This window comes from Arsenophonus endosymbiont of Crataerina pallida (assembly GCF_964020125.1).
Classification (GTDB): domain Bacteria; phylum Pseudomonadota; class Gammaproteobacteria; order Enterobacterales; family Enterobacteriaceae; genus Arsenophonus; species Arsenophonus nilaparvatae.
In genome coordinates this window covers 479,916-503,466 of record NZ_OZ026540.1, presented here as the reverse complement: position 1 = coordinate 503,466, position 23,551 = coordinate 479,916, and the positions used below count along the sequence as shown (strand labels likewise).

Below are 23,551 nucleotides of genomic sequence, written 5' to 3'. Positions count from 1 at the left end.
AATATAAACATGGATAAAGAACACTCCCTTGAAAGGATTCCACCTTCAGCACGCTCTGATTTATTTTCTATTGTTTTAATTCGTATCGGCGCCAATACTGCACTATCGCAGTTTATACTGGGTGCTACATTAGGCCATGCAATGACATTTTGGCAGGCAATGTTAGCAACACTTTTGGGTAGCTTAATTCTTGAATTTGTAGGGCTAGGATTGGGTCTTATAGGATGTCGGGAAGGGCTACCTACCAGCATTCTGTCCAGATGGTGCGGCTTTGGGCGAATAGGCTCTGCCATGATCGGATTTGCTATTGCGATAAGCTCGCTCGGTTGGTTCGGCGTACAAAATGGAGTTTGTGCCAAAGCTTTAGAATATGCATTAAACGGCAAGCTTGACTTCGGCTGGTGTGCCACAATTTCAGGCATATTTATTACCGTATTAGTTGCATACGGATTTAAAGGATTAAGTCTAACCGCCAAAATAGCGGTACCTTTATTTTTTGCTGTTATGATTTGCGTGACATTTAATTCATTAACCACCATCGACATTAAAGAATTAATCAATATCATTCCAGCAGAGCAGGACTCGATGACATTAAGCGCTGGAGCAACAATGGTCGCCGGTGGGTGTATTGTTGCAATGCTAATAACACCTGATATCAGTCGATATTGTCAGAATTCAAAAGATGTTTTTTGGATGTTAACAATTTCAATCATTGTTGGTGAATTTATTGTTAATGGCGTTTCTATATTGATCGCTAAAGCGATGGGTACCGATGATGTGGTTAATATCCTTATTCAAAATGCAGGCTGGATCGGCGTCATTTGTACCATCTTAGCGGTGGTTAAAATAAATGATATTAATCTTTATAGTGTCTCGCTTAGCATGAGCAATGTTATTGAGTGTATGATAGGCAAGAAAATCAATTATGTTACATTAACGCTAATCGCGGGCAGTATAGGAACTTTCTTTACCGTTATCGGTATTTTAGATAATTTTATTAATTTTTTGATAATAGCGGGTGTTATTTTCCCACCAATAACTGGGATTATGCTCACTGACTACTATATCCTTCGTACTAATAGAGATTTACTTGATTCAACGCGTAAAGATGGCAAGTTGCCAAATAATGCTGCTACACCATGGATAAATTACCCATCTCTCATTGCTTGGGCTTTAGGCTCTATCGCTGGGATGACCATAACTATGGGTATTCCATCAGTTAACTCGATATTTATCTCTACTGTGATATATTTCTGCTTGTCTATTTTAAAGAATTTTTTCAATAAAACCCAAAGAGATAAAAAATGATCAAAGTTACAATAGCTCAGACGGACGCAATTTTAGGTGACAAAGATGAAAATTTACGATGTTTAGAAAACTATTGCTATAAGGCTAAGGAAAACAATGCGCAAATTATCTGTTTTCCTGAATTAGCGACTACTGGATATTCACCATCAATACTAGGAGAACAATATTATTCACTTAGTGAAACCCAAAATGAACAGACAGATAAGCTATTTAGCCAATTATCCAGCAAACTTAATTTAGTTATTATTTGTGGTTTTATAGAACGAGATGATCCAACCGGTAAAATTTATAATTCTGCCGGTATTTGGATTCCAAATAGAAAAAACTGGTTAGCTGTATATCGGAAAATGCATCTATTTCATCATGAAAAACTATGGTTTACACCCGGTGATAGCTTGCCAGTTTTTGATATTGGTATTTGTCGTATTGGAATAATAATTTGTTACGATGCAGGATTTCCTGAAGTTGCCAGAATTTTGGCAACTAAAAAGGCAGATATTTTATTTATGCCATCGGCTTGGTCACAACAAGATAAAGATCTTTGGTATATAAATACGCCTTGTCGTGCTTTAGAGAATACAACGCATTTGGTAGCAGTCAATCGATGGGGCAAAGAAGGTGATATAAACCTATTTGGCGGCAGCCGAATTATCGATCCCAGAGGAACGGTTGTTGCCAACGCCTCGGAAAAAGCAGAAGACATGATCAGTTATGAAATAGATTTAACAACGCAAACAGAGATCAGAAAGTCATTAAACTACTTAAAAGATAAAAAAATAAACTATACAACCTATTTATAATAGTCTAAAAGATGTTCTCTTTTATCGCTTTCATATTTTTACACTGTAGTATATGTAGAGCATAAAAACATAATAAAATTAATATAATTAGTTATAAATTAATAGCTAAAATGCATATTATTGCTTTTAGCTATTTAAACTTTTTATTTATATTATGAAATAGCCTGTCTATTAAATTCATTATCACAAAAATAAAAATAATAAAGATTAATAATTAATCTTTATTATAACTTATATGTATTATTTATTTTATTTAATCAAATTAAATATCACTTATTTATTTTAATTTAATAAATTTTATTAATAACACGATATTTGTAATAAGTATTGTACAAAAAAATTGCTGGATATGATCCTTCACAACATATATCACTGCTTATCTATCAAATTGATTCGTTAATTAACAGTACTATATAATTTAAAATAAAATACCTCCGTTTATGCACTTATGTTTTTATCTAGTTTAATTAAATAAAAGTTAGCTTATTGATTGCTAAAAAATAGTAATACTCAATCTACTTTAATGATTTGATCTCTTTTTGATCAAGCTTTTGGGTTAATTATGTTAGTTTTCAAAATTCCCCTTAGATTAAATATAATCCTCCAGTTGCAGCTAATTTATCCGTTTATTACTAGGCTTGATTGTCTTTATCGCTTTTAACTAACGTACTAAGCTGATGTAGCTACGTTGGCATAGTTTGCCGCTAAACTTCCCATTAGCCAATTGGCCTAATAGATTGAAAATGATAATTGAATAGCAGTTGGTGACAGGGCTGATTGGAAGCTAAACCGGATACTTTAGATTGACTTGGATTATGGATGAGTATGTGTTTTTTGGTTGATAACACTTCTTCTAAAAAAATAATTATCTCTTACACAAACTGGAGCAAGATAACAATATTTTGATGTTGTAAATAAAAACTCAGTAAAGTGGTACTACATACTACTTTGTGATTAAGGTATTGAGAATATTCAAGCAAGTAATATAATGGATGAATATTAACCGAAGACCGCCAAATAGTTTTACCATTCAATATATTAAATAAAATTTCTAGATGAATATTCCCATTTAATTCTTTCAAAAACAAAGATCAAACTTAACATCAGAAAAATTAGATGTCATAGTAGAGAAATTAACGTTAAGTATCACCTTGATAAAGGATTTCTATGGCGGTCCCAACTTATGATAAATTTATTGAGCCTGTATTGTGTTTTTTAAAACATCATCCTGAAGGCGTAGCCGCGAAAGTGGTTCATGAAGGTGCAGCAGAACTTTTAGGACTTGATGAAAACCAACGCTCTGAACTTGTTTCCAGTGGTCAACTCATTTATAAAAATCGTTCAGGTTGGGCACACGATCGACTAAAACGCGCTGGACTTTCACAAAGTTTATCACGCGGAAAATGGTGTTTAACGGATGCAGGTTTAGAATGGATTAAAAACAACCCTTTTCCTCTTAGTAAAGAGCAGATCGACCACCTTGCCTTTGATTTTATAGACGTGAGATTAAAAACAAATCCAGATGCAGTACCCTTAGATGAAGATACACCAGTAAAAGCAAATGGTTCGCGACAAGTTAGTAGCCCAGATGATCGCTTAGCAGATGCAGTAAAAGAAATTCGCGATGCGATAGCCATTGATTTACTGGAAAATTTACTTCAAGTATCTTCTAATCGATTTGAAGTGATCGTTTTAGATGTTCTTCACAAGCTTGGCTATGGTGGTCATCGCGATGACCTACAGCGTGTAGGTGGCACAGGAGATGCTGGCATCGATGGTATTATTTCGCTGGATAAGCTAGGACTGGAAAGAGTTTATGTACAGGCGAAACGTTGGCAAACTACTGTCGGACGCCCTGAACTACAAGCATTCTATGGAGCCCTTGCAAGGCAAAAAGCGAAACGTGGTATTTTTATTACCACCTCAGGCTATACCGCTCATGCTATCGATTTTGCCAAATCGGTTGAAGGATTAGTGCTAATTGATGGCAAGCGTTTGGTTAATTTAATGATGGATAATGAAGTTGGCGTTAGCTCACAACTAATTAAACTGCCAAAACTTGATATGGATTATTTTGAACAATAATTTTAACTATCAATTCCTTCAAAGCTTAATAAAGATGACTGTAGGTCTAACATAAAAGATATTGAAGATCGCGAGCCGGCACACCATCAGGTTTACCAGCCAGAAAGTGGAGTACTGGCTCAATAAATTTATCGTAAGTAGGAACGGCCATAGATACATCCCTGATAATGTTTTTATTAGATTGGTTATCAAACCAATCAGATATAAATTAGTTAGTTGCTCAGCAACTAAATATACTTGCAACTTATGAAGAAGATGAAGACGAAGATGAACATATAAACCACTGTTCCCCATTTTGCTGACCAAGGGAAAATCTAATCTCCACATCATAAATCAGAAAATATCACCCCCGCCATCTCATCCAGTCGCGTTTTTATAATTTCCCATTCCGGCATAACCTGCCCCATTAACCGATAAAAGCGCTCGCTGTGATTATGTTCGGCGATATGGCACAACTCATGCAGGATCACGTAATCGATGCATTCGCGCGGAGCTTTGACTAAATAGGGATTTAGTGTCAGCCGACCATTAGATGAACAACTGCCCCATTGAGTCTGCATGGTTAAAAGGCGCAGTTGAGGACGTTCACTTACCCATAGCGCCTGCTCAAGCATCGCATCCAATCGTCTGCTAAAGACCTCTTTAGCTCGGGTTTTATACCAGTGAGTCAACAACTGCCGGACCTTTTCTGCGTCCCGATGGTGCGAAATGACTTCCAGTTTGCCTCGTAGCATTTTTACGCCCCGTGTACTGGCGGGCTCTTCCAAAACCTTTAACTGATATTGTTTACCCAAGTAATAGTGGCTTTCCCCACTAATATATTTGCGTGGAGTGATGTAAGCCAGCTGTTGGCGAAAATCACGCAATTGCTGATAAATCCAACGGCGACGTTTTTTCACTGCATTTAGTACTGCCTGATCGTCGGCTCCCTCAGGGGCGGAAACTATCACCCGGCAATTCGGGTGCACTTTAATTAACACGCGCTCGGTTACCTGGTGGCGGGGAATGCAGTCGAAGTAAATTCGCTCATCACCATAGAGAAAACACATTGATCGCGGTGAACATTGAACAGACAAAACTTAAACCCCACTCAACCCGACACGGGTAATTTGCACGATCATTTCCACAATCTTTTTGGCTTGTTCCATCCCGCCACCAATAACTTTGCACTCTTTAAACATCAATGGCAGCAGCTTCTTACGAATATCCGCCTCAATGTTTTGTGGGTTAATCGAGTTTTCTGCAACCGAACGATCAACAAGTTGATCGAGGGTAAATGCCAACTTCACCCACTTTTCCTGTATCTGGGGGTCGGAAATGGTGAAAACCTCCGGCAAAATCTTTCTAAATACGCCAAAATAAGCCTGAGCATGATGATTACCGCAAAACACATCGGGAATATCACTAAGCTGACGCCTCTGCACTTGCTCTTCGAACTCACGGAACAGCAAATATTGTTTCAGCGGATGGTGAAAAAGCTTTTCTGCTTCCTCAATTGCCTGACGCAACAGTTTAGAAAAAGCCTCCTGCGCGTAGGGGTCGTCATATAGTTGCTGCTCGATCATCCGGGTGACGCGGGTTTTAATAATATCGGTTTCGTTGCGGGTTTTCTCCTCACTCCACTCTTCTGGTTGCTGACGTTGCCCCATTAGGCTAACTTCATATACCCCATCGGGCTCGCGGACTTCCACGCCAACCACATGCTTATTCAACAGTTTTTTCACCTGCTCAGTGTACACGTCGTAATCAATGCGTTCACCAGCATCCTGCTGCACTAGCTGACGCAAGCTGGAGAACTGCTTCACCGTCTCCTTATAGAGACGGCGATCGTCATCACTAAAGCTCTTATCCTCAAAGAAAGTGGCAGATTGCAACGCCACCTTAAGGCAACTGGCAAACGCCGTCAGCGCTTCGTAGAAATCTTCACGTACCTTAAGATGGATATCCACCAGTTCGCCGTCATGTTCTTCAATATGCGGTATCAGTACCTGGCGCAGTTGCTCAATGTCATGTTTATTCTTTACAGCCGCAAAAATCGCCCACAGGTTTTTATGCAGTTGGGGCAAACGTTTGTATTCCGTGCTCATCTGGTTGTAAAGGCCTACCAGATCGTTGATGTCGTAACCGCCCTGGGTGCGGGATGCAAGCTTCTGATATTTCTCAATCGTAGTATCCAGCTCGCTAAGAATGCCACGATAATCGATTAACAAGCCAAACTTCTTTTGCGGATGCAGACGGTTAACACGAGCAATCGCCTGGATCAGGTTGTGACCTTTTAGCGGCTTGTCGATATAGAGCACCGTATTCTTCGGCTCATCAAAGCCAGTCAGTAACTTATCGACCACAATCAGCATTTTCAACGTGTCGTCTTTTTCAAAACGTTCAATAACATGCTGCGTATAAACTTGCTCATTCTGCGAACCGATATTATCTTTCCGCCATTGAGTCACTTCAGGCGTGGTAGATTCATCAACCTCAGTATTGCCTTCACGGCTATCAGGGGGACTGATGACAACCGCCGATTCAAATAGCCCGGCTTCATCAAGGTACTTTTTATATTTTATAGCAGAAGCTTTGCTGTCACAGGCCAGCTGGCCTTTTAAACCATCGTCAATGTTCTTCACGAAGTGATTGGCGATATCTAGTGCAATCAGGCGGATACGATCGTCGGTACTATAAATTTGCCCCTTTCGGGCAAACTTACGCTTAAGGTCAGTTTTTTGTTCGTCACTCAGACCCTCGGTAATACGTTCAAACCAGCTATCAATTGCGCGTTCATTAACATCAAGATCAGGAATACGCTCTTCGTAAAGCAGTGGGGTGACCGTTTTGTCCTCTACCGCTCGCTGCATGGTATAGGCATGCACAATAGGGCCAAACTTATTGGTGGTTTTATCTTCTTTCAACAACGGCGTGCCGGTGAAGGCAACAAAGGCAGCATTAGGCAGCGCCTGCTTCATTCGGATATGATTTTCACCCCCCTGGCTACGATGGCCTTCATCAATCAATACGATGATATCCGAGCTGGTATTAACGCATTCAGGCAACCGGGTGGCGGTATTGAACTTCTGAATCAACGAAAAGATGATGCGCTCAGTCCCTTTACCAATCTGCTCCGCCAGCCGCGTGCCGGAGGTAGCGATAGCTGACGCTTTATCTCGCTTCCCTGACAGTTCGCCACCCGAAATAAAAGTGCGACTGAGTTGTTTCTCCAGATCGATACGATCAGTCACTACCACAATACGGCACTGCTTTAGAGTTTCATGCAGGATCAGCACCTTACTCAGGAAAACCATAGTGAATGATTTTCCGGAACCGGTGGTATGCCAGATAACTCCGCCTCCACGGCCGCCATCAGGTCGATGAGTATTGATACGTTCAAGCAGGCGCTTTATGCCAAACACCTGTTGATAACGGGCTACCACTTTACCCACTTTTTTATCAAACAGAGTGAAGAAACGCGTCATCTCCAACAAACGAGTAGGCGACAACAGGCTGATTAACATCTGATCCTGGCCGGTGACAGCCAATTCACCATTAGAAACCAGTTGTTGATACCAGGCCACAACCTCAGCTGAACGATGCCTGAACAACCTAGTGAATTGTTCAGTAGAGCAGGAGCGATTCTTGATGGCATACATTTCCGCGTCGGAGATGTCTTCTTCGCGCCAGTTTGCCCAGAACTTGGCAGGCGTACCACAAGTAGCATAGCGACCCTCATGACCATTGATGGATAACAGCAACTGGCTATAGACAAACAAATACGGGATTTCATCGTGGCGCTGATTACGCAGGCTTTGCGAAATCCCTTCATCAATAGTTGGCCCTTTTTTAGCATTGCCATCAGGCCGCTTGGCTTCAATCACAACTAGAGGAATACCATTAACAAAGCAAACAATATCCGGCCTGCGTGATTCAATCCCGCTGGCACGGGTGACATTGAACTCTTCAGTAAACACAAAGCTATTATTGGTCGGATTATGCCAGTCAATCAGAGCAATCGTAGGATTAGCCTTTTTACCGTCGATAAATTCAGTGACAGAAATGCCGTACATCAGGTGGTTATAGAGCCGCTCATTGGCAGTGAGCAAACCTTCATTTAATGCCGGACTATTTACTTCGGCTACCAAGTTATCGATGGATTTATCAGAAAGTGGGTAGTCCAGACCGGCAAAGGTAAAAGTACGCTTCGCCAGTTGTTGACGCAAAATTTGGCTTAATAACACTTGATCTGGCTTATTACCTCGGACAATCAGCGACGCTTCAGGTGTAAGATATGACCAGCCGAGATTAGAAAGCAATGCCAGCGCCGGAATTTTAGCGCTGAACTCCTCCTGAAATTTTGGCGGGTGCTGTATATTCATGACTCATCCTTAGCTTTTGGTTTAGCTTGCCACTGCAATAGCTCGCTGATATCCCGCTCGCCTTCAGCCTCTTTTAAACGACGCCGCTGTTCAGCAAAATGTTCATATTCAGTCTGGGCTTTGTTGTTTGCCATTTTTTTACTGATTGAGCCTGCACCTTGCAACACTTCGCGATCGTTAAATTGCAGAAATTGATCCAGCTTTTCCTGCCAGTCAGGTAAAAATATCTGCTGCCGTCGTCTGGCCTGATCTTCGGCAAAATCCAGCCACATATTGACCACCCGGTTTAGTTCATTAACTTCATCTTGATTGAGATAATTTTTGCCGACAGTCACATCTCCTTTACGCACTTCGCCACCTTTAAAACTGGTCAGCCCCATATGCGGAAGACTAGCATCGGCCCGCTGATGGATAAGCTCAGCAGCCGTTTTCCCTGTACAAGCGAAATGCAGCTTATTCTGAATGGCCTGGAAAAAACGGCTCGTCTTTTTCAGTGAGGGCTGATAGTCCGCCGCCAGGGCAAAGATTTCCCGTACCCGCAAATAAACACGTCGCTCGCTGGCACGAATATCACGGATGCGTTCCAGCATCTCACCAAAGTAATCGGGTATTATCGATGAGCCGATCGGCGGATTTTTCAGCCGCTCATCGTCCATCACAAAACCTTTAATCAGATATTCCTGCAAGATTTGAGTGGCCCATTGGCGAAACTGGGTACCACGAGTGGAACGAACACGGTAACCGACGGCCAATATAGCTTCAAGATTGTAGTGGTCGATTTCCCTGGCAACCTGCCGCTTACCCTCTAAACGAACTATCCGGAATTTCCGGAGAGTTGAATTTTGAGCAAGTTCACCTTCAGCAAAAATGTTGACCAGATGTTCATTGATGGTGCGCACATCTTTAGCGTATAGCTCTGCCATTGTTGCCTGAGAGAGCCAGAGCGTTTCCGCTTCAAATCGGCATTCAACCCGCACACGGTCATCGTCACTTTGAAATAACAGAAATTCACCCGCCGGGGCCAACTGTTTATCCATTATGCCGCCTCCGTTTTCACCCGGCGTTTACCGGTAAGCAGTTGCTGCATCAGGGCTTTTTTTTCTTGTTTTAGGTGGTGGAGTTTTTGTTTTAGGGTTTGGGTTTCTTGGTCTGCAATAGCTAAAACAGATGCAATCTTATTTTGCTCTTCAAGTTCAGGCACAGTGATTTTTATCTTTTTTATTGCTTTTCCTACAATTTGAGGCTGAGCCGATCCAGATATCACATCATTAAATCCTCTATATTTCAAAAGATAAAATATAAAAAGATGATGATTTTTATCTGTATCTATCTCATCTAAACACATTGAATTCCCAGTTATATAACTTTTTTTTGGTATTAATGAAACTTCACCACAAGTTGAGCCTCGACAAGTGATTGCAACCGTTTCTAACGGATGATTAAATTCGGTAAAATATCCTATAAAACCATTCGCACCATATACAGGATACCCACTATCAATCAAATCGGACGATGATATGGTTGCCCATTGCCGGGGCTGACAAATATCTCCCAAGTAAACCTGATTCCACTCCCCACTAAAATCCAAAAAACGTCTCTTACCAGTAAGCAATTGCTGCATTAATGCTTTTTTCTGTTGCTGACTATTAGCAAGCAGTTGCTCAGTGGTAGCAATCGCTTTATCCCAAACAGAGAGTATACAAGCAATTTTAACTTGCTCATAAAACGGAGGAATTGGAATAACCAAAGATTTAAGCAAACTTACGGTTAACTGCGGCTGGGCACTACCAAAAATAAAACCATCAAATTGTTTTTTTATTATATCAGAAAGAAATAACTGATGTAAAAAGTTTACATCCGTATATTCTTCGCTTGCCCTTATGATGACAAGACCTGAATTTATCCTTGCAACTTTTCCATGAATTTTATCAGAAAAAAATATACAAGACCTACCTGTTCCATTACCTCTCATAACTAGAATAATGTCTTTATCCTGTACTATACCCTTACGCATCTCCTCATACTTTTCTTTTGAAATGAAAACCGTCTTATTCAAAGAAAAATATCCATTAGCAATATTTTCAGCGCCAATAAATAAGGCGTGCCCATTCGAAAGATAATCATCTTTCTTGGGATAGCTTTTCCCTCTATCACCATCAATTATACTGGCTCTAACTCCATCAAGTCCTGTTAACCTCCATCCATCAGGCACCATAACCAAGCTCCTCTAGATACTTAGCCATCTGAATTTCAAGTTCAGCTAATTGCATTTTCAACTTTTCTCGTTCGGTACGTACTTCAATCAAATCAACTTCTTCTTCATCTTCGAAAGTATCAACATAACGGGAAATATTTAGATTATAATCGTTATCACTGATCTCTTGAAGGCTAGCAAGATAAGAATATTTATCTACACTATCTCCTTCTCTATATATTTTAACTATCTTAGAGATGTTTTCTGGAATCAGTTGATTTTGATTCTTACCTGACTTGAATTCACGACTAGCATCAATAAACAATACTTTATTGTCCACTTTCTGCTTTTTAAAGATCAGAATCGCAGCTGGAATACCAGTGCCAAAAAATAACTTTTCCGGCAGGCCCATCACTGCATCCAGCAGGTTTTCTTCAATCAACTTTTGTCGAATTTTACCTTCACTGGAGCCACGAAACAGCACACCGTGCGGCACCACAACGCCCATTCGCCCGGTTTTCGGTTTTAGTGTTTCGATCATATGTGAAATAAAGGCATAATCGCCTTTGGTTTTCGGCGGCAGACCACGGCGGAAACGGCCGAATTTATCGCTTTCCACATCGCTGTGCCCCCACTTATCCAGCGAGAACGGCGGGTTAGCGGTGACAATATCAAATAGCTTCAAGTTACCGTTTTTATCCAGTAGCTTAGGGTTACGAATAGTGTCACCCCATTCGATCTTGTGGTTATCCTCGCCGTGCAAAAACATGTTCATTTTCGCCAGCGACCAGGTCGAACCAATCGCTTCCTGGCCATACAACTCATACTGCTTGCTGCCGTGATCTTGTACCACTTTTCGGCCACATTTCATCAATAACGAGGCAGATCCGCAGGCCGGATCGCAAATGGTATCGCCCGGTTGCGGATCGAGTAATTCTGCCATCAAATCGGACACTTCCGGCGGGGTATAATATTCACCGGCTTTCTGACCACTATTAGCCGCGAACTTACCAATCAGGTACTCATAGGCATTACCGATGACATCCAAACCACCTATCCGGCTGGGTTTCAGGTCAAGTTCAGCACTGGCAAATTCTGCCAAAAGGTCTTTCAGAATGCCGTTCTTTTGCTTCTCTTCACCCAACTTGTCGGTATTGAAAGTGATATCCTGAAACACGCTTTTTCCCGCATCTTTCAGCTTGGTACCGTTGGCTTCTTCAATCGCGTGCAGCGCCTGATCGATACGCTCACCGTTGCCTGGCTCATTGCGGTGCTGAAAAAGCGTATAAAAGCTGGCTTTCTTTGGCAGAACGAAACGCTCGTTCTTCATCATCTCTTCGATCAACTCCGGCTCATCACCATACTCAGCCTTATAGTTATCGTAATGATCCTGCCACACGTCCGAGATGTATTTGAGGAACAGCATGGTAAGAATAAAATCTTTATAAGTGTCCGGACTGATAGTGCCGCGAAAAATGTCGCAAACACTCCATAACACGCTATTAATACGATTCTGGTCTATCTTGTTGCTCATAATGGATTAATCCCTAAATAAATTTTGCAAAATTCCGCATTGCAGCTTCTGACGACTGGTCTGTAGCTGATTAATCAGTTGATCTTCTTGTTCCCATGCCTGCTGTAAGCCAATGATACTGCGCTGAGTTTCTATTGGCGGCATGGGCAGTTGCACCTTGAGCAGCGCAGATTTTGTCAGTAGCTGAATATTTGTGCCACTACGATGAAACATTTGCTGGATCTTTGGCTGATTGATGATCCAGCACAGATACTCAGGCAACACCGTTTTTGTTTTGATATTGATGATAAGAAATTGATTCGTCGCCACAACGGGCACTTTAGCGCTATAAACCGCGGCAATATTGCGATTGCCGCGCGCAGCAACGACGATCTCCCCCGGTTCAAGTAACGGGGGAGTAGAATTCTGCTCCCACACCACTGCTGGCAGCGCATTTGGTTCTATTTGCAAACCCTGGGTGAGATCTTTGATCTGCAAAATACGAACGTCGCCCCCTGAGCTTGGTTTTATCGCCTCGCGCAAGGTAAAGCCTGAACGGACATCGGCAATTTTCTCCAGGTTCACTAAGTTTGTCGGCATGCTTACCTCTTAGTTATTGCGCTATTTGTTGCAGCAATATGGTAATCCACGAACCGGTCTGCGATTTACTCGGTGACGATAATCCAGGCCGATTTGAGAGAAGGCACCAGGCTCCATAGGGTTGGATACGTTCGATAAGAGACGAATAGTCACGCTGCTTAGGCAAATGGTAATTAATTTGATATACTGACATAACTTCTATTTCCTTCTGGCAAGTTGGAGTTTAAGTGATAGTTACAGGTGGCCGCCTGTAGCATCACTTTGCTTAACTCTATAGAACTGCTACAGAGATAAAAATAAAACAACATTAATTATCGTGCAAACTTTTCACTGAGTCAAGAAAATAAACGCAGTAGAACCTCTATAGCATAACACTAATTTAGAGTAAGGAACAAAAAATAACAGCGGCCGCTAATCTTGTGACAAAGTAACCACAATCACTAATTAAGGCATCTAACAAAATTGGGTTAGCATCATTAATGATATAAATTAAGAATTAAGCTTATCAATATTCTACGGAATAACCCTTTTTTCCGAACCACATCCAGATAATCCCTGTACCACTGCAGCATAAGGCTTGCGCTTACCCAGATGCTGCGTATCATTAACAAAATCCACACGCTTTGAGCTTCATTCCTAATACCACATCTGCCGCTTTACCGCTTCCTAGACCACAAATTTAACTCAATCAACTAATCACAGGCCATCGTCCTGAAACCATGCCACAAACTTTGACTTTAGTCTCATAATCTATAACTTGAAGTACCTTATTCAATATTTTTGAACCATCGGCTTATGAGAGCATGTTCATCGATAAATATTAGCTCAAAGGAACAAATAAATAATCATAAAATGAGTCTGACAACCAGTGAGATTAACACGCATGCTTATATAGCTATCAATTCGCTATAAAAATTCAGCTAAGCGTTTAAGTTTTAGTGCTGCTCTATCTCTTTGTTTAGCTGCTGAGATGAATCGGCCATATTTTGGGAGTTATAATCGATTGAACGTTTGGTAAAACTAGGATTCCAAACACAAAAAAAGACATCACCTGATGTCCAGAAATGTTTTATGGTGCCGAAGGCCGGACTCGAACCGGCACACCCGAAGGCGGTTGATTTTGAATCAACTGCGTCTACCGATTTCGCCACTTCGGCATTGAGGGAGAATCGCGGAAAACGGCGCCATTATACTTGTCATCTCGTCAGGCGCAACTGTTATTGTTCACCAATGACATTAAGTGCTTAAAAAGCAATCATCTATCTGCTTCAGGCAAGCTTTGGTCGCTGGCTGTCAGATAGTGCTCAAACTGTTGTTGTAGCGTTTTAACGAAGTTATCTTTCAGTTCAGTGATGCAGGCTATTTGTTGCTGGTTGCTGGCGGCGATCTGTTTATCTGCAATGATACTTTTCATCATCTCGGTAACACTTTTTTCCGGCGAGAAGTAAAGAATTTCATTACCCATTTCTAGCATTATGCAATTTTGTTGGTGGCTAGTGAGTTTGATATTGCTAAATTTGTCTGACCAATGCTCAGATAATGTGGTTGCCAGCTTTTCCGGTAGGTAAATTTTGCTTTGCTGCTGGAGGTCAACTTTGGCCACTAAATTACACAGTAGCTGCTCAATCACCGGTTCTGTTAATAGAAATTGAATTAATGTTTGCTCTATTTGTTTAATTATATCGTTATAAAGGTTGTGGTTGATGGTTTGGTATGCCTGAATAAATAAGGCAAGCGCAGTAGATGTCTGGCTGATCCCTTGGCAATAACCGTGGATTTTAGCCTGGCTAAATATTTGTTCTTTTTCTGCTTGCGCAGCAATAATTATTTTCTTCGCCTGTTTTTTGGCCTGGCTTATAAGTAGTTGATGATAATCATGGCTCTGTTTGGACTTAGCGCGGATCAAGACATTATCTATCGCTTGAGTCAATAATTTTTCAGGTCGTGTAGGTAACATAATTAAGCGTTGTTTTTAATAATGAGTAATTAATCGGTAAAATGGTAGCAAGTTGCCACTGTGGATAATTTTTATTAAACAGTAGACTAAAACGAGCAGCTAATGCCAAAGAGCATTTTTCAATTAATGGTTTCATTGCCCACATGCCGAACTTTGTTAGTTCATCTTGTAAATAGGACGTGGCAGTTATCGGGATAATTTGTTGTTTTTGTGGCGGTAACAGTAACTTAGCCCAGGATAAAAATTGACTGAATGGCTCTGGTAACTGTTTGAGTTGATTGGCGATCATCAGCTGTGGTGATTGATATAATCCACCTAAGTATAAAGCTGCTATTGGTAGCCTAGACCAATAATTAATATATAACTGTACGTGTAAGTTATCAGCAAATTCAAAATCGACCGTGGTTGGCAATTGAAAGTGCATCATTACCTGTTGGTCATATATCCGTTTTTCAGCCATTGTTAGCTTATCATATGGTGGGTAGCCAAATGAGTGATGAATATAACTGGCAGGTTGATACATTATTGTTTTTATCAAATTAAAAGTTTGCTGTTTCATTGCTGTTGAGATTTTATTATTGATTGCGCGAGCTTTTTACGTTTAATTGCCCAATATATTAGCCCAGCACCGATAATTAAGATAAAAAGCAATAATATATAAAAATAATATCCCTCACCTGATGTATTTTTTTTCGGCTGAGAAGAAATTGGTGGTGATATTTTATGAATTAAAAATACCGTAATATATTGAGGTTCCAATTCACTAATCGCATTTTTAATAAATGCTTTTATACCCATTTTAAATTCATCAATATCTTGCTTTTCATCATGATAAAATACGATGACAGAGGCTTTCATCGGTGTCTGACTGCGGCTATTAACTACAATAGGGTAACTGTGAGGTGTACCCGCGCATCAGCGATGGTGTCCAGTGCCATTAAAGATTGTTCAAGCCGCTGCTCAATACCTGAAATTAATCTGGCTTTTTCAATTTGCGGCGAGTTAACTAAGGCATCAGCAGGAAATAATTGAGAGATCTCAAGCCGTTCTGGTGAAGGTAATTGATATTCTTGTAATAACTGTACCGCAGCCGACAAGTCCTCTTTCGCCACATTAATTTTATAGAGCCCTTTTCCTTGTGCACTTTTACTGACCATAATTTGATGCTTTTGTAAAACTGCCAGTACTTCATTTGCCTGTCGGTGATTCAGCGAATTAAGTAACGCTTCATCATGACAACCTGATAAAAGAAAAGTGAAAAGAGATATGGTGATAAAAAAGTATAGGTGGCGAAAGAGTATTGTCACTGTTATTGCGCCTTTATAACTGTTTCAACAGTTGTTAGTGCTTTACGTGCTAATGTACTTAGCAATGACATTTCAACCTGATAATCACTTGTAGTTCGCTGAATAGCAAGCAGTGAAGAGAGATCGCCTGTTTGTAATGTATCAGTAACTTGCTGTTCAACTTGATTATGTTGTCGATATAGCTGACTAATGGCTTGCTGTAACGTCATCGCTCCACCCTCTGCTGATTCAGTCAGAACAGAAATATTATTTATGCTACTAATATTCATCATTTATCCTTAACGCATATTACCTAATATAGTCTGTGCATTCTCTTTGTATGCTTTAATGGTTGTTGACATGAAATTCAGTAAAACACTATGTGCCGCCATCGCTGCCTGAAATTCAGCCAAATCTGCTGAGTTAGATGGATCTTTTTTCAATAGTATCTTTAATACTTTTTTGATATTCATCAGATGTTGCTTGAGTCTCTTTAAGTATTTCCCCGATAGTACTATCATTGACTGCCATAAAGGATCTCCTTTCCAATAATGTTAATAATTAACCAGCGGGAAAGTATCGGTGCTCCGGTTGAACAAAAATATATCCCTTGGTACTTTTAAGTTGCGTTTTTTCTGATTCTATTTCCCGCTCTTCAGGTAATAGAAATTGAAAAAAACTTTTTCCCAGTTGAGCTTGATAAGGTTTTAATTGTAATTTCAATTGATAAATCTCATCTTCCGTCAACATTTCACTCAACTGAATTATTAATCCTTTTTCTGATAACCATAATTTATAATTTTTTACTTTATTTGAAATTTTATTATTCACATAATCAATTAAATCAGATAATAAAATAGCATTCATATTAAATTGACATAATTGATATTAGCTAAATAATTCTTCAATTATTTTCTTTGTTTGTTTATTTTTATAAATAAAAGAAACACTATTATAATTTATTATATGGAAATAAAAATATTCAGTATTAGGAATCGATCTATTAATTTCATCAATAATTTTTTTATATTATTTTTTTTACTCAAAAATTGTTCACAATCAAATGGCAGTGAGTTATTAATGGCTTCATTAGGAAATAAAGATTTCTTATTAATATTGACTTCATAAGAGAACACATAATAACAGAATAAAAATAAAACAAGCAATAAAAAAATGGCTCCTATTTTTATCAAGTGATTCTTATTTGACTTATCTGATTTCTCAATTAAATAAGACAAATTCTCACACTCATCACACCATTCTTCATCGACTCGCTTTATCGCAAATAGTGGTATTTTCTGCCAGAAAGTCGAGTAATTAAATTTAGCTTCAAATGACTTAATAGATTCATTTTGTTCATTTAAAGTATAGCCAAAACTATCTCGTTGGTTATCCACTTCAGGCAAGATAGTGTCAATAATAATCAGCTTATTTTGCTGATTGATGGGTACATAGAGTTGTATAAAATCATCATCATTTTTATCATGTTGCTCAGACCATTGTTGAATACATTGATCACTACCAACAATAATTTGATAGTGACCGGGTATTAGCGAAAAGACCATACCACTGAGTTTTCCAGTAAAAAAACGAATCATATAGTTATTATTTATATTCATGGGATTTATCTATTTTAAAGTAATTAAATATACTTTTATGATTATTTAATTTGAGATGTTATAAATAAAGAAAATACTTTAAAGACTAAATTTTATTTTTTATTTATATACTTATTTATATTTTTTTCTTATGCGGAGTAGTGTATCATTTTACCAAAAAATTTAAAGCTAACAAGTTAAACATCATATTATACAAATCACTTATATTATAAATTAGATTTATCAGGGAAGGAGTATATGAATTATTTTATACCTAAAAATAAAATAAATATTAATAATATAAATATCAAATGTTTTTTATTTTTATATATCCATAATAATTCATTTGGAATTATAAAAGACAAACAGAATCAATATTATCATTTAACTGATAAACAAATATTTTTATCCTTGGAACAAGTCTCAACAATAAAACCAATTCATAATCATTGGACAATAGAAAAATCAGATATTTTTTCTTGTATAAAACTGGTTGCTTATATCGATTATGCGTTAACTAACCACAATCTTCCTCATTATTCTAACCAATCAATAATAACTAAAAATCATATGTTTATTCTCGATTCTAGCATCGGAAAGGATATTCAAACTTTACTTATCAATTCACTGCTAACTCCTTATCAGACACCATTGCGGCCATTAATTGAAGCGATGAGGAATCATGAATGCTACTGGATAACCCATCACTTACTTAATCAAATGAAACAAAACGTTATAATATAACGGAAATTCGCCTGAAGTATGGCGTTTCAGAGACTCACTTTCGGCGCCTTTGTCATCAATATTTAGGTCTATGTGGTAAAAAACAGCTACGTTCATGGCGAGCTACTTCAGCAATCTTATCAATTATTCTAAAAAATAAACCGCTAACCAATATAGCGCTGGATTACGGTTTTAGTTCCGCTTCACACCTATCAAAAGAGATAAAAGTTATTTTTGGCGCCACACCTAAGTCATTTAGATTGATAAGGAAGTCGTTTTATGAAGATTAGCCCGTTATTTAAGGCCATCCTTTCATGTTGTTTTCTATTGATTGTTTTTCCTAATCAAGCAACGACATTTTCAAATTTAAAAGAAGACGTTTTAGTTAAAGATCATATTGAACAGGACAATGATCTTTTTATTGCCGTTGATAGTCGGGTTGAACAATTTTTTGACGTATTATCCGATAAATTAAATAAACCTTTTATTCTTAGTTCCGCAGTGAAAAAGAAGCGAATTTCAGGTCGATTTGATGTTTCGTCCCCCAAAACCGCTTTTGATACTTTCATACGTAGAATGGCATTTATCTATTTTAATGATGGTAACGTCATTTATGTTTACGATGGCAGTGAAATGAAACAACAGATGCTGAATCTAAAAAAGATCGATTTCAAGCGCGTAAAAGAGTATTTGCATGCTATCGGTCTTTACGATCCACGTTATCCCTTACGTGGTGGCAGCAATAACAAAACCTTTTATGTCTCTGAGCCACCAATTTATGTGAAGTTAGTTCAAGCTGCGGCAGAATATCTGGATCAAGAAGCACGGCAGTTAAAACAGGATATTATTGAAGAAAAACGCTTTGGTAATGATTATGTTCACATCTTTGCTTTAAAAAATACCTTTGTCACCGATAGAAGCTACTCTATCCGGGGAGAAAAATTAGTCTTACCTGGCATCAGTACCGTTTTACAACAACTTTTTCAATCCAACAAACAAAGGGCAAGTCAAACGGATACAAAAATTGCTAACATTGACGAACAATATCAACCTGAACCCTCCTTTGTTACCCGTGTTGGCAAAGAATCAATCGAGTTAATGCCTTTACCCGGTTCTAGCAGTCTGTTAGCCAAAGGCAGTATTCAAGGTATTCAATTGATCAATGAAATGATCCAACGGCTTGATCAACCAAAACGACAAATTGAGCTGTCATTGTGGATCATCGATATTGCCAAACATGAAGCTGATCTCCTGGGTATTGATTGGCAAAGCAGTTACCACACTAAACACGGTAACTTTTTACTTAATACCAGCGATATTAGTGCTGCGGCCGGGGTACATTTTTTAGCCAAAATACGAGCAATGAGTCTGGAAGGAAATGCTCAAATGGTTTCCCGCACGATTATCCTAACGCAAGAAAATACGCCTGCCATCTTTGATAACAGCACCACATTCTATACTCAAGTACGTGGAGAGCGTACTGCCACCTTAGAGTCAGCCACATTTGGTACTATGATCAGTGTCCTCCCTCGCCTTTCTCCCGCCGGCAATGAAATTGAGATGGTTATCAATTTAGAAGATGGCGCTGAAAAAAAACCAACAACGGTGAAACAGAAAAAATCGATGCGCTGCCAGTAATTAATCGCACCAATATCAGTACAGTGGCTCGTGTTACCCAAGGCGATAGTTTGCTGATTGGCGGTTATACCAGAGAAGATATCGATGCCAGCGAGAGTAAGATCCCATTACTTGGCAATATTCCATGGATAGGTGGATTATTTCGCTATAGCAGTACAACCAATAAAAAAATGGTACGTATTTTTATGCTGCAACCCAGGTTGGTTAAAGAAAAAAATCTATTGAATGATTCGCTGGGAAAAAATCCATTTCAGCCGGTTGATCCGCAAACACAGGCTGCTATTGACCTGCTTTATACTTATATCAATGGAGAGAATAGGTAATAAAAATGGTAGATATCAATAAAATTAATTCATCAGTTTTGTTGCACCAGCAACCAAAAACCCAACATTTATCTGACATTGAAACAGCTAAACCTACGCCAATGGTAGTAAGCCACCACCACCAGCTGTTAGATATTATGGATGATATGTCAATGGCTATGAGTCAATTTAATCGCCGACAAGATCTACAAAAGAAACAACAGGATAGTAGCGAAATAAATAGCCGTATATTGGAAGATAATGCAGATAGAAAACTGGCCACCGTGATCAAATTATTACACAACCAAAAGAATAAATTAGCCGATATTTTAGCCTTACTGCGCCAGTTTTTTCCTGATGATAGTGACTTTGTCTCAGTGCTAAAAGAGCTTTTACGCCGACGCTATTTTTCTGCCTCATTGGCCATTGAGATTGAAGCCGAAATCAATTCACTTTGCCAGGGTACTAATCAACGAGCAAAAGCAACCCGAGCGGGTATCAATATTGCACTAAAAGCTAAACAATTTAGCTATCAAACGGCATTAAGTGCCATGCAATTGCGCCAGTTATACCGTGATTTTATTAGCCAAGATATTGAGCCGCTATGGTTTTATGAGGAGTGGGTTAATCAATATGGCTATGATAAACGTTTTTTAATTATTGATTTTGTTTTGCAGTCGTTACTCTGTGATATGCAAGCGTTGTCACCTAGTTGCTCTTTTATGCCCGAATTTGCTGTCTATCTATCCTCTTTAGGCCGGATCAAACAACTCTCTTCTGCTGACAAAATCTTTTTCGCTTACTGCTCTAATCTACCCTTTTTAATACAGCCGAAGGTTCAAGTTAGTTGGTTAACCATTTTTATTAAGGGATTAAGTGATCCAGAAGCGATGATGGTTATCATTCAAGATATTATCGCTAATAAACAGCTAAATATTGTTATCAGCCAACATATTATGTTGCTTAAACAACTTATTGCAGCATTTAAATCTATAACCATAGAAATCTACTTAAGCGCAGAAATCAGGGAAAAAACACTATCACAATTACTTTCATTACTTGACTTACTTTATCAAAAAGAAAAAACCTTACGTCGCCTTTAATTTTCAAAGCAGGGAAAGCAATATGTTGCAATCAGTTTTGTTGCAAATTAGAAACAAGCCTGAACTTATCGTTCTTGGTATCATGATCTTAGGGATTGCCATGCTAATACTGCCATTGCCTACGTATATTGTTGATCTGTTGATAGGCTTAAACATTGTCATTTCACTATTAGTGTTAATGAGTTCTTTCTATATTACCAAAATCATTCATTTCACCAGTTTTCCAGCTCTGTTGTTGATTACTACCTTATTTCGATTGGCATTATCTATTAGCACTAGCCGTCTGATCTTACTCGATGCCGATGCCGGCGACATCATTACTTCCTTTGGTCAATTTGTGATTGGTGACAATCTAGTCGTGGGATTGGTGATCTTCGCTATCGTAACCGTAGTACAGTTTATCGTAATCACCAAAGGCTCTGAACGGGTAGCCGAAGTTGCTGCCCGTTTTTCTCTTGACGCCATGCCCGGTAAACAGATGATCATCGATGCTGATTTAAAATCTGGCATTATTGACAATGAAGGTGTCAAACACCGCCGCATAGAACTTGAGCAGGAGAGTCAATTATATGGCGCCTTTGATGGTGCAATGAAATTTATTAAGGGAGATGCTATTGCTGGCACTGTGATTATTTTTGTCAACTTTTTAGGTGGCATTTCAGTTGGAATGGTGCAGATGGGTTTTAGTTTCAGTGAAGCATTGACAACTTATACCATGCTAACCATCGGTGACGGGTTAGTCGCCCAGATCCCCGCTTTACTCATTTCGATTAGTGCCGGTTTTATCGTCACCAGAGTGGGAGGCACGCAGAAAAATTTGGGTCAAAATATTATCAAAGAACTGTTTTCTCATGATTTTTCTTTAATTATTACCGCGGCTCTAACGTTTATTATGGGGTTCTTACCTGGTTTTCCAACACTGATATTTATTTTACTATCAATATTAATCAGCGGTTCCTATTTAAGAAAAACCTTACTTAATAAAAAAAGGCTAAAAATCAGAAAAAAACTAGTGGCCAGCATAGTAGTATTAGTAACAGAGAAAATAATATTCAATCGCAATCTAATGTAGATGTCTCTTATCATGAAGCGCTGCCATTGATTATTTCAATCTCAGAGCAGCATGAAAATTATATTGAAAATAATCGATTAACCCAGTGGTTAAAAAATCAGATCCTAATTCAATATGGTTTGTTATTACCTGACTTTATTATCAACTATTCTACCGAATTAGAACCCTATAAAGTCATTGTCTTAGTCAATGAAGTTAGAAGCGCAGAATTTGATATTATCTTTGAAAGTTATCGAGTGCTCAATAAAAGCAGTGAATTTGCTCAGTTGGGTCTTAACAGCCAAATAACCCTGAAACAAGGCAAAACTTGCTACTGGGTACAACAAAAAGAAAAAAATAGATTAGAACCGCTAGACTATCTGTTTGAAAGTGATATCAACGAATTTTACGGTTACTTCAGTCAGGTAATAACCCGTAATATCGGTGAGTTTTTTGGTATTCAAGAAACGAAAGATTTATTGGATCAATTAGAAAAGAAATATCCTGAATTATTGAAAGAGTGCTACCGCCATGTATCGATCCAACGAATTACCGAAGTATTACAACGTCTACTTCAAGAACAGATATCGATTCGTAATATTAAGATAATTTTAGGCGGGCTGGTGCAATGGGGGCCGAAAGAAAAAGATCCGATTATGTTAGTTGAACAAATTCGAGCACTTTTAGCACGTTACATTACAGCTAGTTTTATCTTTCAACAAAAATTGCATGTACTAATCGTTTCAGCAGAACTAGAAGAGATTATTCGCCAAGGAATACGACAAACTTCGTCAGGCTCTTTTTTAAATCTCGAACCTGCTCAATTAGATGTTGTACAAGATAGGTTATTAGTCGCAATTAAAGAAAATTATACTATTCCTAAGATAGTTTTACTCTGCTCAGTTGATGTACGTCGTTTTATAACAAAAATTTTAGCCAGACATTACCCGGAACTGAATGTCCTCTCGTTTTCCGAGATCACAGAAGGAACTGAGGTCAATATCATAAAAACAATTTAATAAATTCAAG

23 protein-coding genes, 1 tRNA gene and 2 pseudogenes are annotated in these 23,551 nt (G+C 38.7%); 9 read left to right on the top strand and 17 right to left on the bottom strand.

Features of this window, described 5'->3' with window-relative positions; all coding sequences use genetic code 11:
• Window positions 1-9 precede the first annotated feature (9 nt).
• From AACL31_RS02670 to AACL31_RS02660, 3 genes are all read left to right on the top strand, one after another.
• Window positions 10-1,308 carry a cytosine permease gene (locus tag AACL31_RS02670; RefSeq protein ID WP_310511306.1) on the top strand — a complete coding sequence of 433 codons (1,299 nt, stop codon included), beginning with the start codon at window positions 10-12 and terminating at the stop codon, window positions 1,306-1,308.
• Window positions 1,305-2,108 (top strand): nitrilase-related carbon-nitrogen hydrolase, encoded by an 804-nt coding sequence (locus AACL31_RS02665; protein ID WP_310511307.1) that lies wholly within the window; start codon window positions 1,305-1,307, stop codon window positions 2,106-2,108. Before AACL31_RS02670 ends, AACL31_RS02665 begins: the two co-directional genes overlap by 4 nt.
• A gap of 1,167 nt (window positions 2,109-3,275) precedes the next feature.
• On the top strand, window positions 3,276-4,193 hold the full coding sequence (locus tag AACL31_RS02660) for a restriction endonuclease (RefSeq protein WP_310511308.1): 918 nt from the start codon (window positions 3,276-3,278) through the stop codon (window positions 4,191-4,193).
• Window positions 4,194-4,257: 64 nt separating this feature from the next.
• On the opposite strand, the pseudogene AACL31_RS02655 reads toward AACL31_RS02660, so the two are convergent.
• From AACL31_RS02655 to AACL31_RS02575, 17 genes and pseudogenes are all read right to left on the bottom strand, one after another.
• Window positions 4,258-4,344: pseudogene (locus AACL31_RS02655) on the bottom strand (hypothetical protein); the annotation flags it as partial.
• A 175-nt stretch (window positions 4,345-4,519) separates the two neighbouring features.
• Window positions 4,520-5,269: a SprT family zinc-dependent metalloprotease gene (locus AACL31_RS02650; protein WP_310511309.1), complete on the bottom strand. Its 750-nt coding sequence runs from the start codon at window positions 5,267-5,269 to the stop codon at window positions 4,520-4,522.
• Window positions 5,270-5,272: 3 nt separating this feature from the next.
• Entirely contained in the window at window positions 5,273-8,557 is a 3,285-nt protein-coding gene (locus tag AACL31_RS02645) for a type I restriction endonuclease subunit R (RefSeq protein ID WP_310511310.1), read from the bottom strand.
• On the bottom strand, window positions 8,554-9,597 hold the full coding sequence (locus AACL31_RS02640; protein ID WP_310511372.1) for a virulence RhuM family protein: 1,044 nt from the start codon (window positions 9,595-9,597) through the stop codon (window positions 8,554-8,556). Before AACL31_RS02640 ends, AACL31_RS02645 begins: the two co-directional genes overlap by 4 nt.
• Window positions 9,594-10,772: a restriction endonuclease subunit S gene (locus tag AACL31_RS02635; protein WP_310511311.1), complete on the bottom strand. Its 1,179-nt coding sequence runs from the start codon at window positions 10,770-10,772 to the stop codon at window positions 9,594-9,596. Before AACL31_RS02635 ends, AACL31_RS02640 begins: the two co-directional genes overlap by 4 nt.
• Window positions 10,762-12,285, bottom strand: coding sequence for a type I restriction-modification system subunit M (locus AACL31_RS02630; protein ID WP_310511312.1), 1,524 nt, complete (start codon window positions 12,283-12,285; stop codon window positions 10,762-10,764). The genes AACL31_RS02635 and AACL31_RS02630 overlap by 11 nt, the downstream gene beginning before the upstream one ends.
• Before the next feature lie 6 nt (window positions 12,286-12,291).
• Complete coding sequence (locus tag AACL31_RS02625) at window positions 12,292-12,864, bottom strand: restriction endonuclease subunit S (protein ID WP_310511313.1); 573 nt, start codon at window positions 12,862-12,864, stop codon at window positions 12,292-12,294.
• Between the two features lie 13 nt (window positions 12,865-12,877).
• On the bottom strand, window positions 12,878-13,057 hold the full coding sequence (locus tag AACL31_RS02620) for a hypothetical protein (RefSeq protein ID WP_310511314.1): 180 nt from the start codon (window positions 13,055-13,057) through the stop codon (window positions 12,878-12,880).
• Between the two features lie 879 nt (window positions 13,058-13,936).
• A tRNA-Leu gene (locus tag AACL31_RS02615) sits at window positions 13,937-14,021 on the bottom strand.
• A 98-nt stretch (window positions 14,022-14,119) separates the two neighbouring features.
• Entirely contained in the window at window positions 14,120-14,821 is a 702-nt protein-coding gene (locus AACL31_RS02610) for a hypothetical protein (protein WP_310511315.1), read from the bottom strand.
• On the bottom strand, window positions 14,802-15,359 hold the full coding sequence (locus tag AACL31_RS02605; protein WP_310511316.1) for a hypothetical protein: 558 nt from the start codon (window positions 15,357-15,359) through the stop codon (window positions 14,802-14,804). The genes AACL31_RS02610 and AACL31_RS02605 overlap by 20 nt, the downstream gene beginning before the upstream one ends.
• Window positions 15,360-15,376: 17 nt before the next feature.
• Window positions 15,377-15,679, bottom strand: a complete 303-nt coding sequence (locus AACL31_RS02600) for a hypothetical protein (protein ID WP_310511317.1) — start codon at window positions 15,677-15,679, stop codon at window positions 15,377-15,379.
• Window positions 15,680-15,702: 23 nt separating this feature from the next.
• Window positions 15,703-16,128 carry a hypothetical protein gene (locus AACL31_RS02595; protein ID WP_310511318.1) on the bottom strand — a complete coding sequence of 142 codons (426 nt, stop codon included), beginning with the start codon at window positions 16,126-16,128 and terminating at the stop codon, window positions 15,703-15,705.
• Between the two features lie 2 nt (window positions 16,129-16,130).
• Window positions 16,131-16,397 (bottom strand): type III secretion system inner rod subunit SctI, encoded by a 267-nt coding sequence (gene sctI, locus AACL31_RS02590; RefSeq protein ID WP_339053730.1) that lies wholly within the window; start codon window positions 16,395-16,397, stop codon window positions 16,131-16,133.
• Window positions 16,398-16,406: 9 nt separating this feature from the next.
• On the bottom strand, window positions 16,407-16,628 hold the full coding sequence (locus AACL31_RS02585) for an EscF/YscF/HrpA family type III secretion system needle major subunit (RefSeq protein ID WP_339053729.1): 222 nt from the start codon (window positions 16,626-16,628) through the stop codon (window positions 16,407-16,409).
• Between the two features lie 40 nt (window positions 16,629-16,668).
• Entirely contained in the window at window positions 16,669-16,974 is a 306-nt protein-coding gene (locus AACL31_RS02580; RefSeq protein ID WP_310511321.1) for a hypothetical protein, read from the bottom strand.
• Window positions 16,975-17,069: 95 nt separating this feature from the next.
• The gene (locus AACL31_RS02575) at window positions 17,070-17,726 is read right to left on the bottom strand and encodes a hypothetical protein (RefSeq protein ID WP_310511322.1); all 657 of its coding nucleotides are present in this window, start codon (window positions 17,724-17,726) and stop codon (window positions 17,070-17,072) included.
• Between the two features lie 237 nt (window positions 17,727-17,963).
• Here AACL31_RS02575 and AACL31_RS02570 point away from each other — a divergent pair, with 237 nt between their 5' ends.
• The 6 genes and pseudogenes from AACL31_RS02570 (at window position 17,964) to AACL31_RS02550 (ending at window position 23,541) form a co-directional block, all read left to right on the top strand.
• Window positions 17,964-18,449: a hypothetical protein gene (locus AACL31_RS02570; RefSeq protein WP_310511323.1), complete on the top strand. Its 486-nt coding sequence runs from the start codon at window positions 17,964-17,966 to the stop codon at window positions 18,447-18,449.
• Window positions 18,446-18,718: a helix-turn-helix domain-containing protein gene (locus tag AACL31_RS20890; RefSeq protein ID WP_422389279.1), complete on the top strand. Its 273-nt coding sequence runs from the start codon at window positions 18,446-18,448 to the stop codon at window positions 18,716-18,718. Before AACL31_RS02570 ends, AACL31_RS20890 begins: the two co-directional genes overlap by 4 nt.
• Window positions 18,708-20,066, top strand: coding sequence for a type III secretion system outer membrane ring subunit SctC (gene sctC / locus AACL31_RS02565; RefSeq protein ID WP_310511324.1), 1,359 nt, complete (start codon window positions 18,708-18,710; stop codon window positions 20,064-20,066). Before AACL31_RS20890 ends, sctC begins: the two co-directional genes overlap by 11 nt.
• A gap of 23 nt (window positions 20,067-20,089) precedes the next feature.
• Complete coding sequence (locus tag AACL31_RS02560; protein ID WP_310511325.1) at window positions 20,090-20,389, top strand: hypothetical protein; 300 nt, start codon at window positions 20,090-20,092, stop codon at window positions 20,387-20,389.
• Between the two features lie 5 nt (window positions 20,390-20,394).
• On the top strand, window positions 20,395-21,471 hold the full coding sequence (gene sctW, locus AACL31_RS02555) for a type III secretion system gatekeeper subunit SctW (RefSeq protein ID WP_310511326.1): 1,077 nt from the start codon (window positions 20,395-20,397) through the stop codon (window positions 21,469-21,471).
• A gap of 22 nt (window positions 21,472-21,493) precedes the next feature.
• A pseudogene (locus tag AACL31_RS02550) lies at window positions 21,494-23,541 on the top strand (EscV/YscV/HrcV family type III secretion system export apparatus protein).
• Window positions 23,542-23,551: the final 10 nt, after the last annotated feature.

Coding starts and splice junctions, on each gene's coding strand:
- AACL31_RS02670 (WP_310511306.1), top strand. CDS start 10: ATGGATAAAGAACACTCCCTTGAAAGGATTCCACCTTCAGCACGCTCT.
- AACL31_RS02665 (WP_310511307.1), top strand. CDS start 1,305: ATGATCAAAGTTACAATAGCTCAGACGGACGCAATTTTAGGTGACAAA.
- AACL31_RS02660 (WP_310511308.1), top strand. CDS start 3,276: ATGGCGGTCCCAACTTATGATAAATTTATTGAGCCTGTATTGTGTTTT.
- AACL31_RS02645 (WP_310511310.1), bottom strand. CDS start 8,557: ATGAATATACAGCACCCGCCAAAATTTCAGGAGGAGTTCAGCGCTAAA.
- AACL31_RS02635 (WP_310511311.1), bottom strand. CDS start 10,772: ATGGTGCCTGATGGATGGAGGTTAACAGGACTTGATGGAGTTAGAGCC.
- AACL31_RS02630 (WP_310511312.1), bottom strand. CDS start 12,285: ATGAGCAACAAGATAGACCAGAATCGTATTAATAGCGTGTTATGGAGT.
- AACL31_RS02625 (WP_310511313.1), bottom strand. CDS start 12,864: ATGCCGACAAACTTAGTGAACCTGGAGAAAATTGCCGATGTCCGTTCA.
- AACL31_RS02620 (WP_310511314.1), bottom strand. CDS start 13,057: ATGTCAGTATATCAAATTAATTACCATTTGCCTAAGCAGCGTGACTAT.
- AACL31_RS02610 (WP_310511315.1), bottom strand. CDS start 14,821: ATGTTACCTACACGACCTGAAAAATTATTGACTCAAGCGATAGATAAT.
- AACL31_RS02600 (WP_310511317.1), bottom strand. CDS start 15,679: ATGAAAGCCTCTGTCATCGTATTTTATCATGATGAAAAGCAAGATATT.
- sctI (WP_339053730.1), bottom strand. CDS start 16,397: ATGAATATTAGTAGCATAAATAATATTTCTGTTCTGACTGAATCAGCA.
- AACL31_RS02585 (WP_339053729.1), bottom strand. CDS start 16,628: ATGATAGTACTATCGGGGAAATACTTAAAGAGACTCAAGCAACATCTG.
- AACL31_RS02580 (WP_310511321.1), bottom strand. CDS start 16,974: ATGAATGCTATTTTATTATCTGATTTAATTGATTATGTGAATAATAAA.
- AACL31_RS02575 (WP_310511322.1), bottom strand. CDS start 17,726: ATGAATATAAATAATAACTATATGATTCGTTTTTTTACTGGAAAACTC.
- AACL31_RS02570 (WP_310511323.1), top strand. CDS start 17,964: ATGAATTATTTTATACCTAAAAATAAAATAAATATTAATAATATAAAT.
- sctC (WP_310511324.1), top strand. CDS start 18,708: ATGAAGATTAGCCCGTTATTTAAGGCCATCCTTTCATGTTGTTTTCTA.
- sctW (WP_310511326.1), top strand. CDS start 20,395: ATGGTAGATATCAATAAAATTAATTCATCAGTTTTGTTGCACCAGCAA.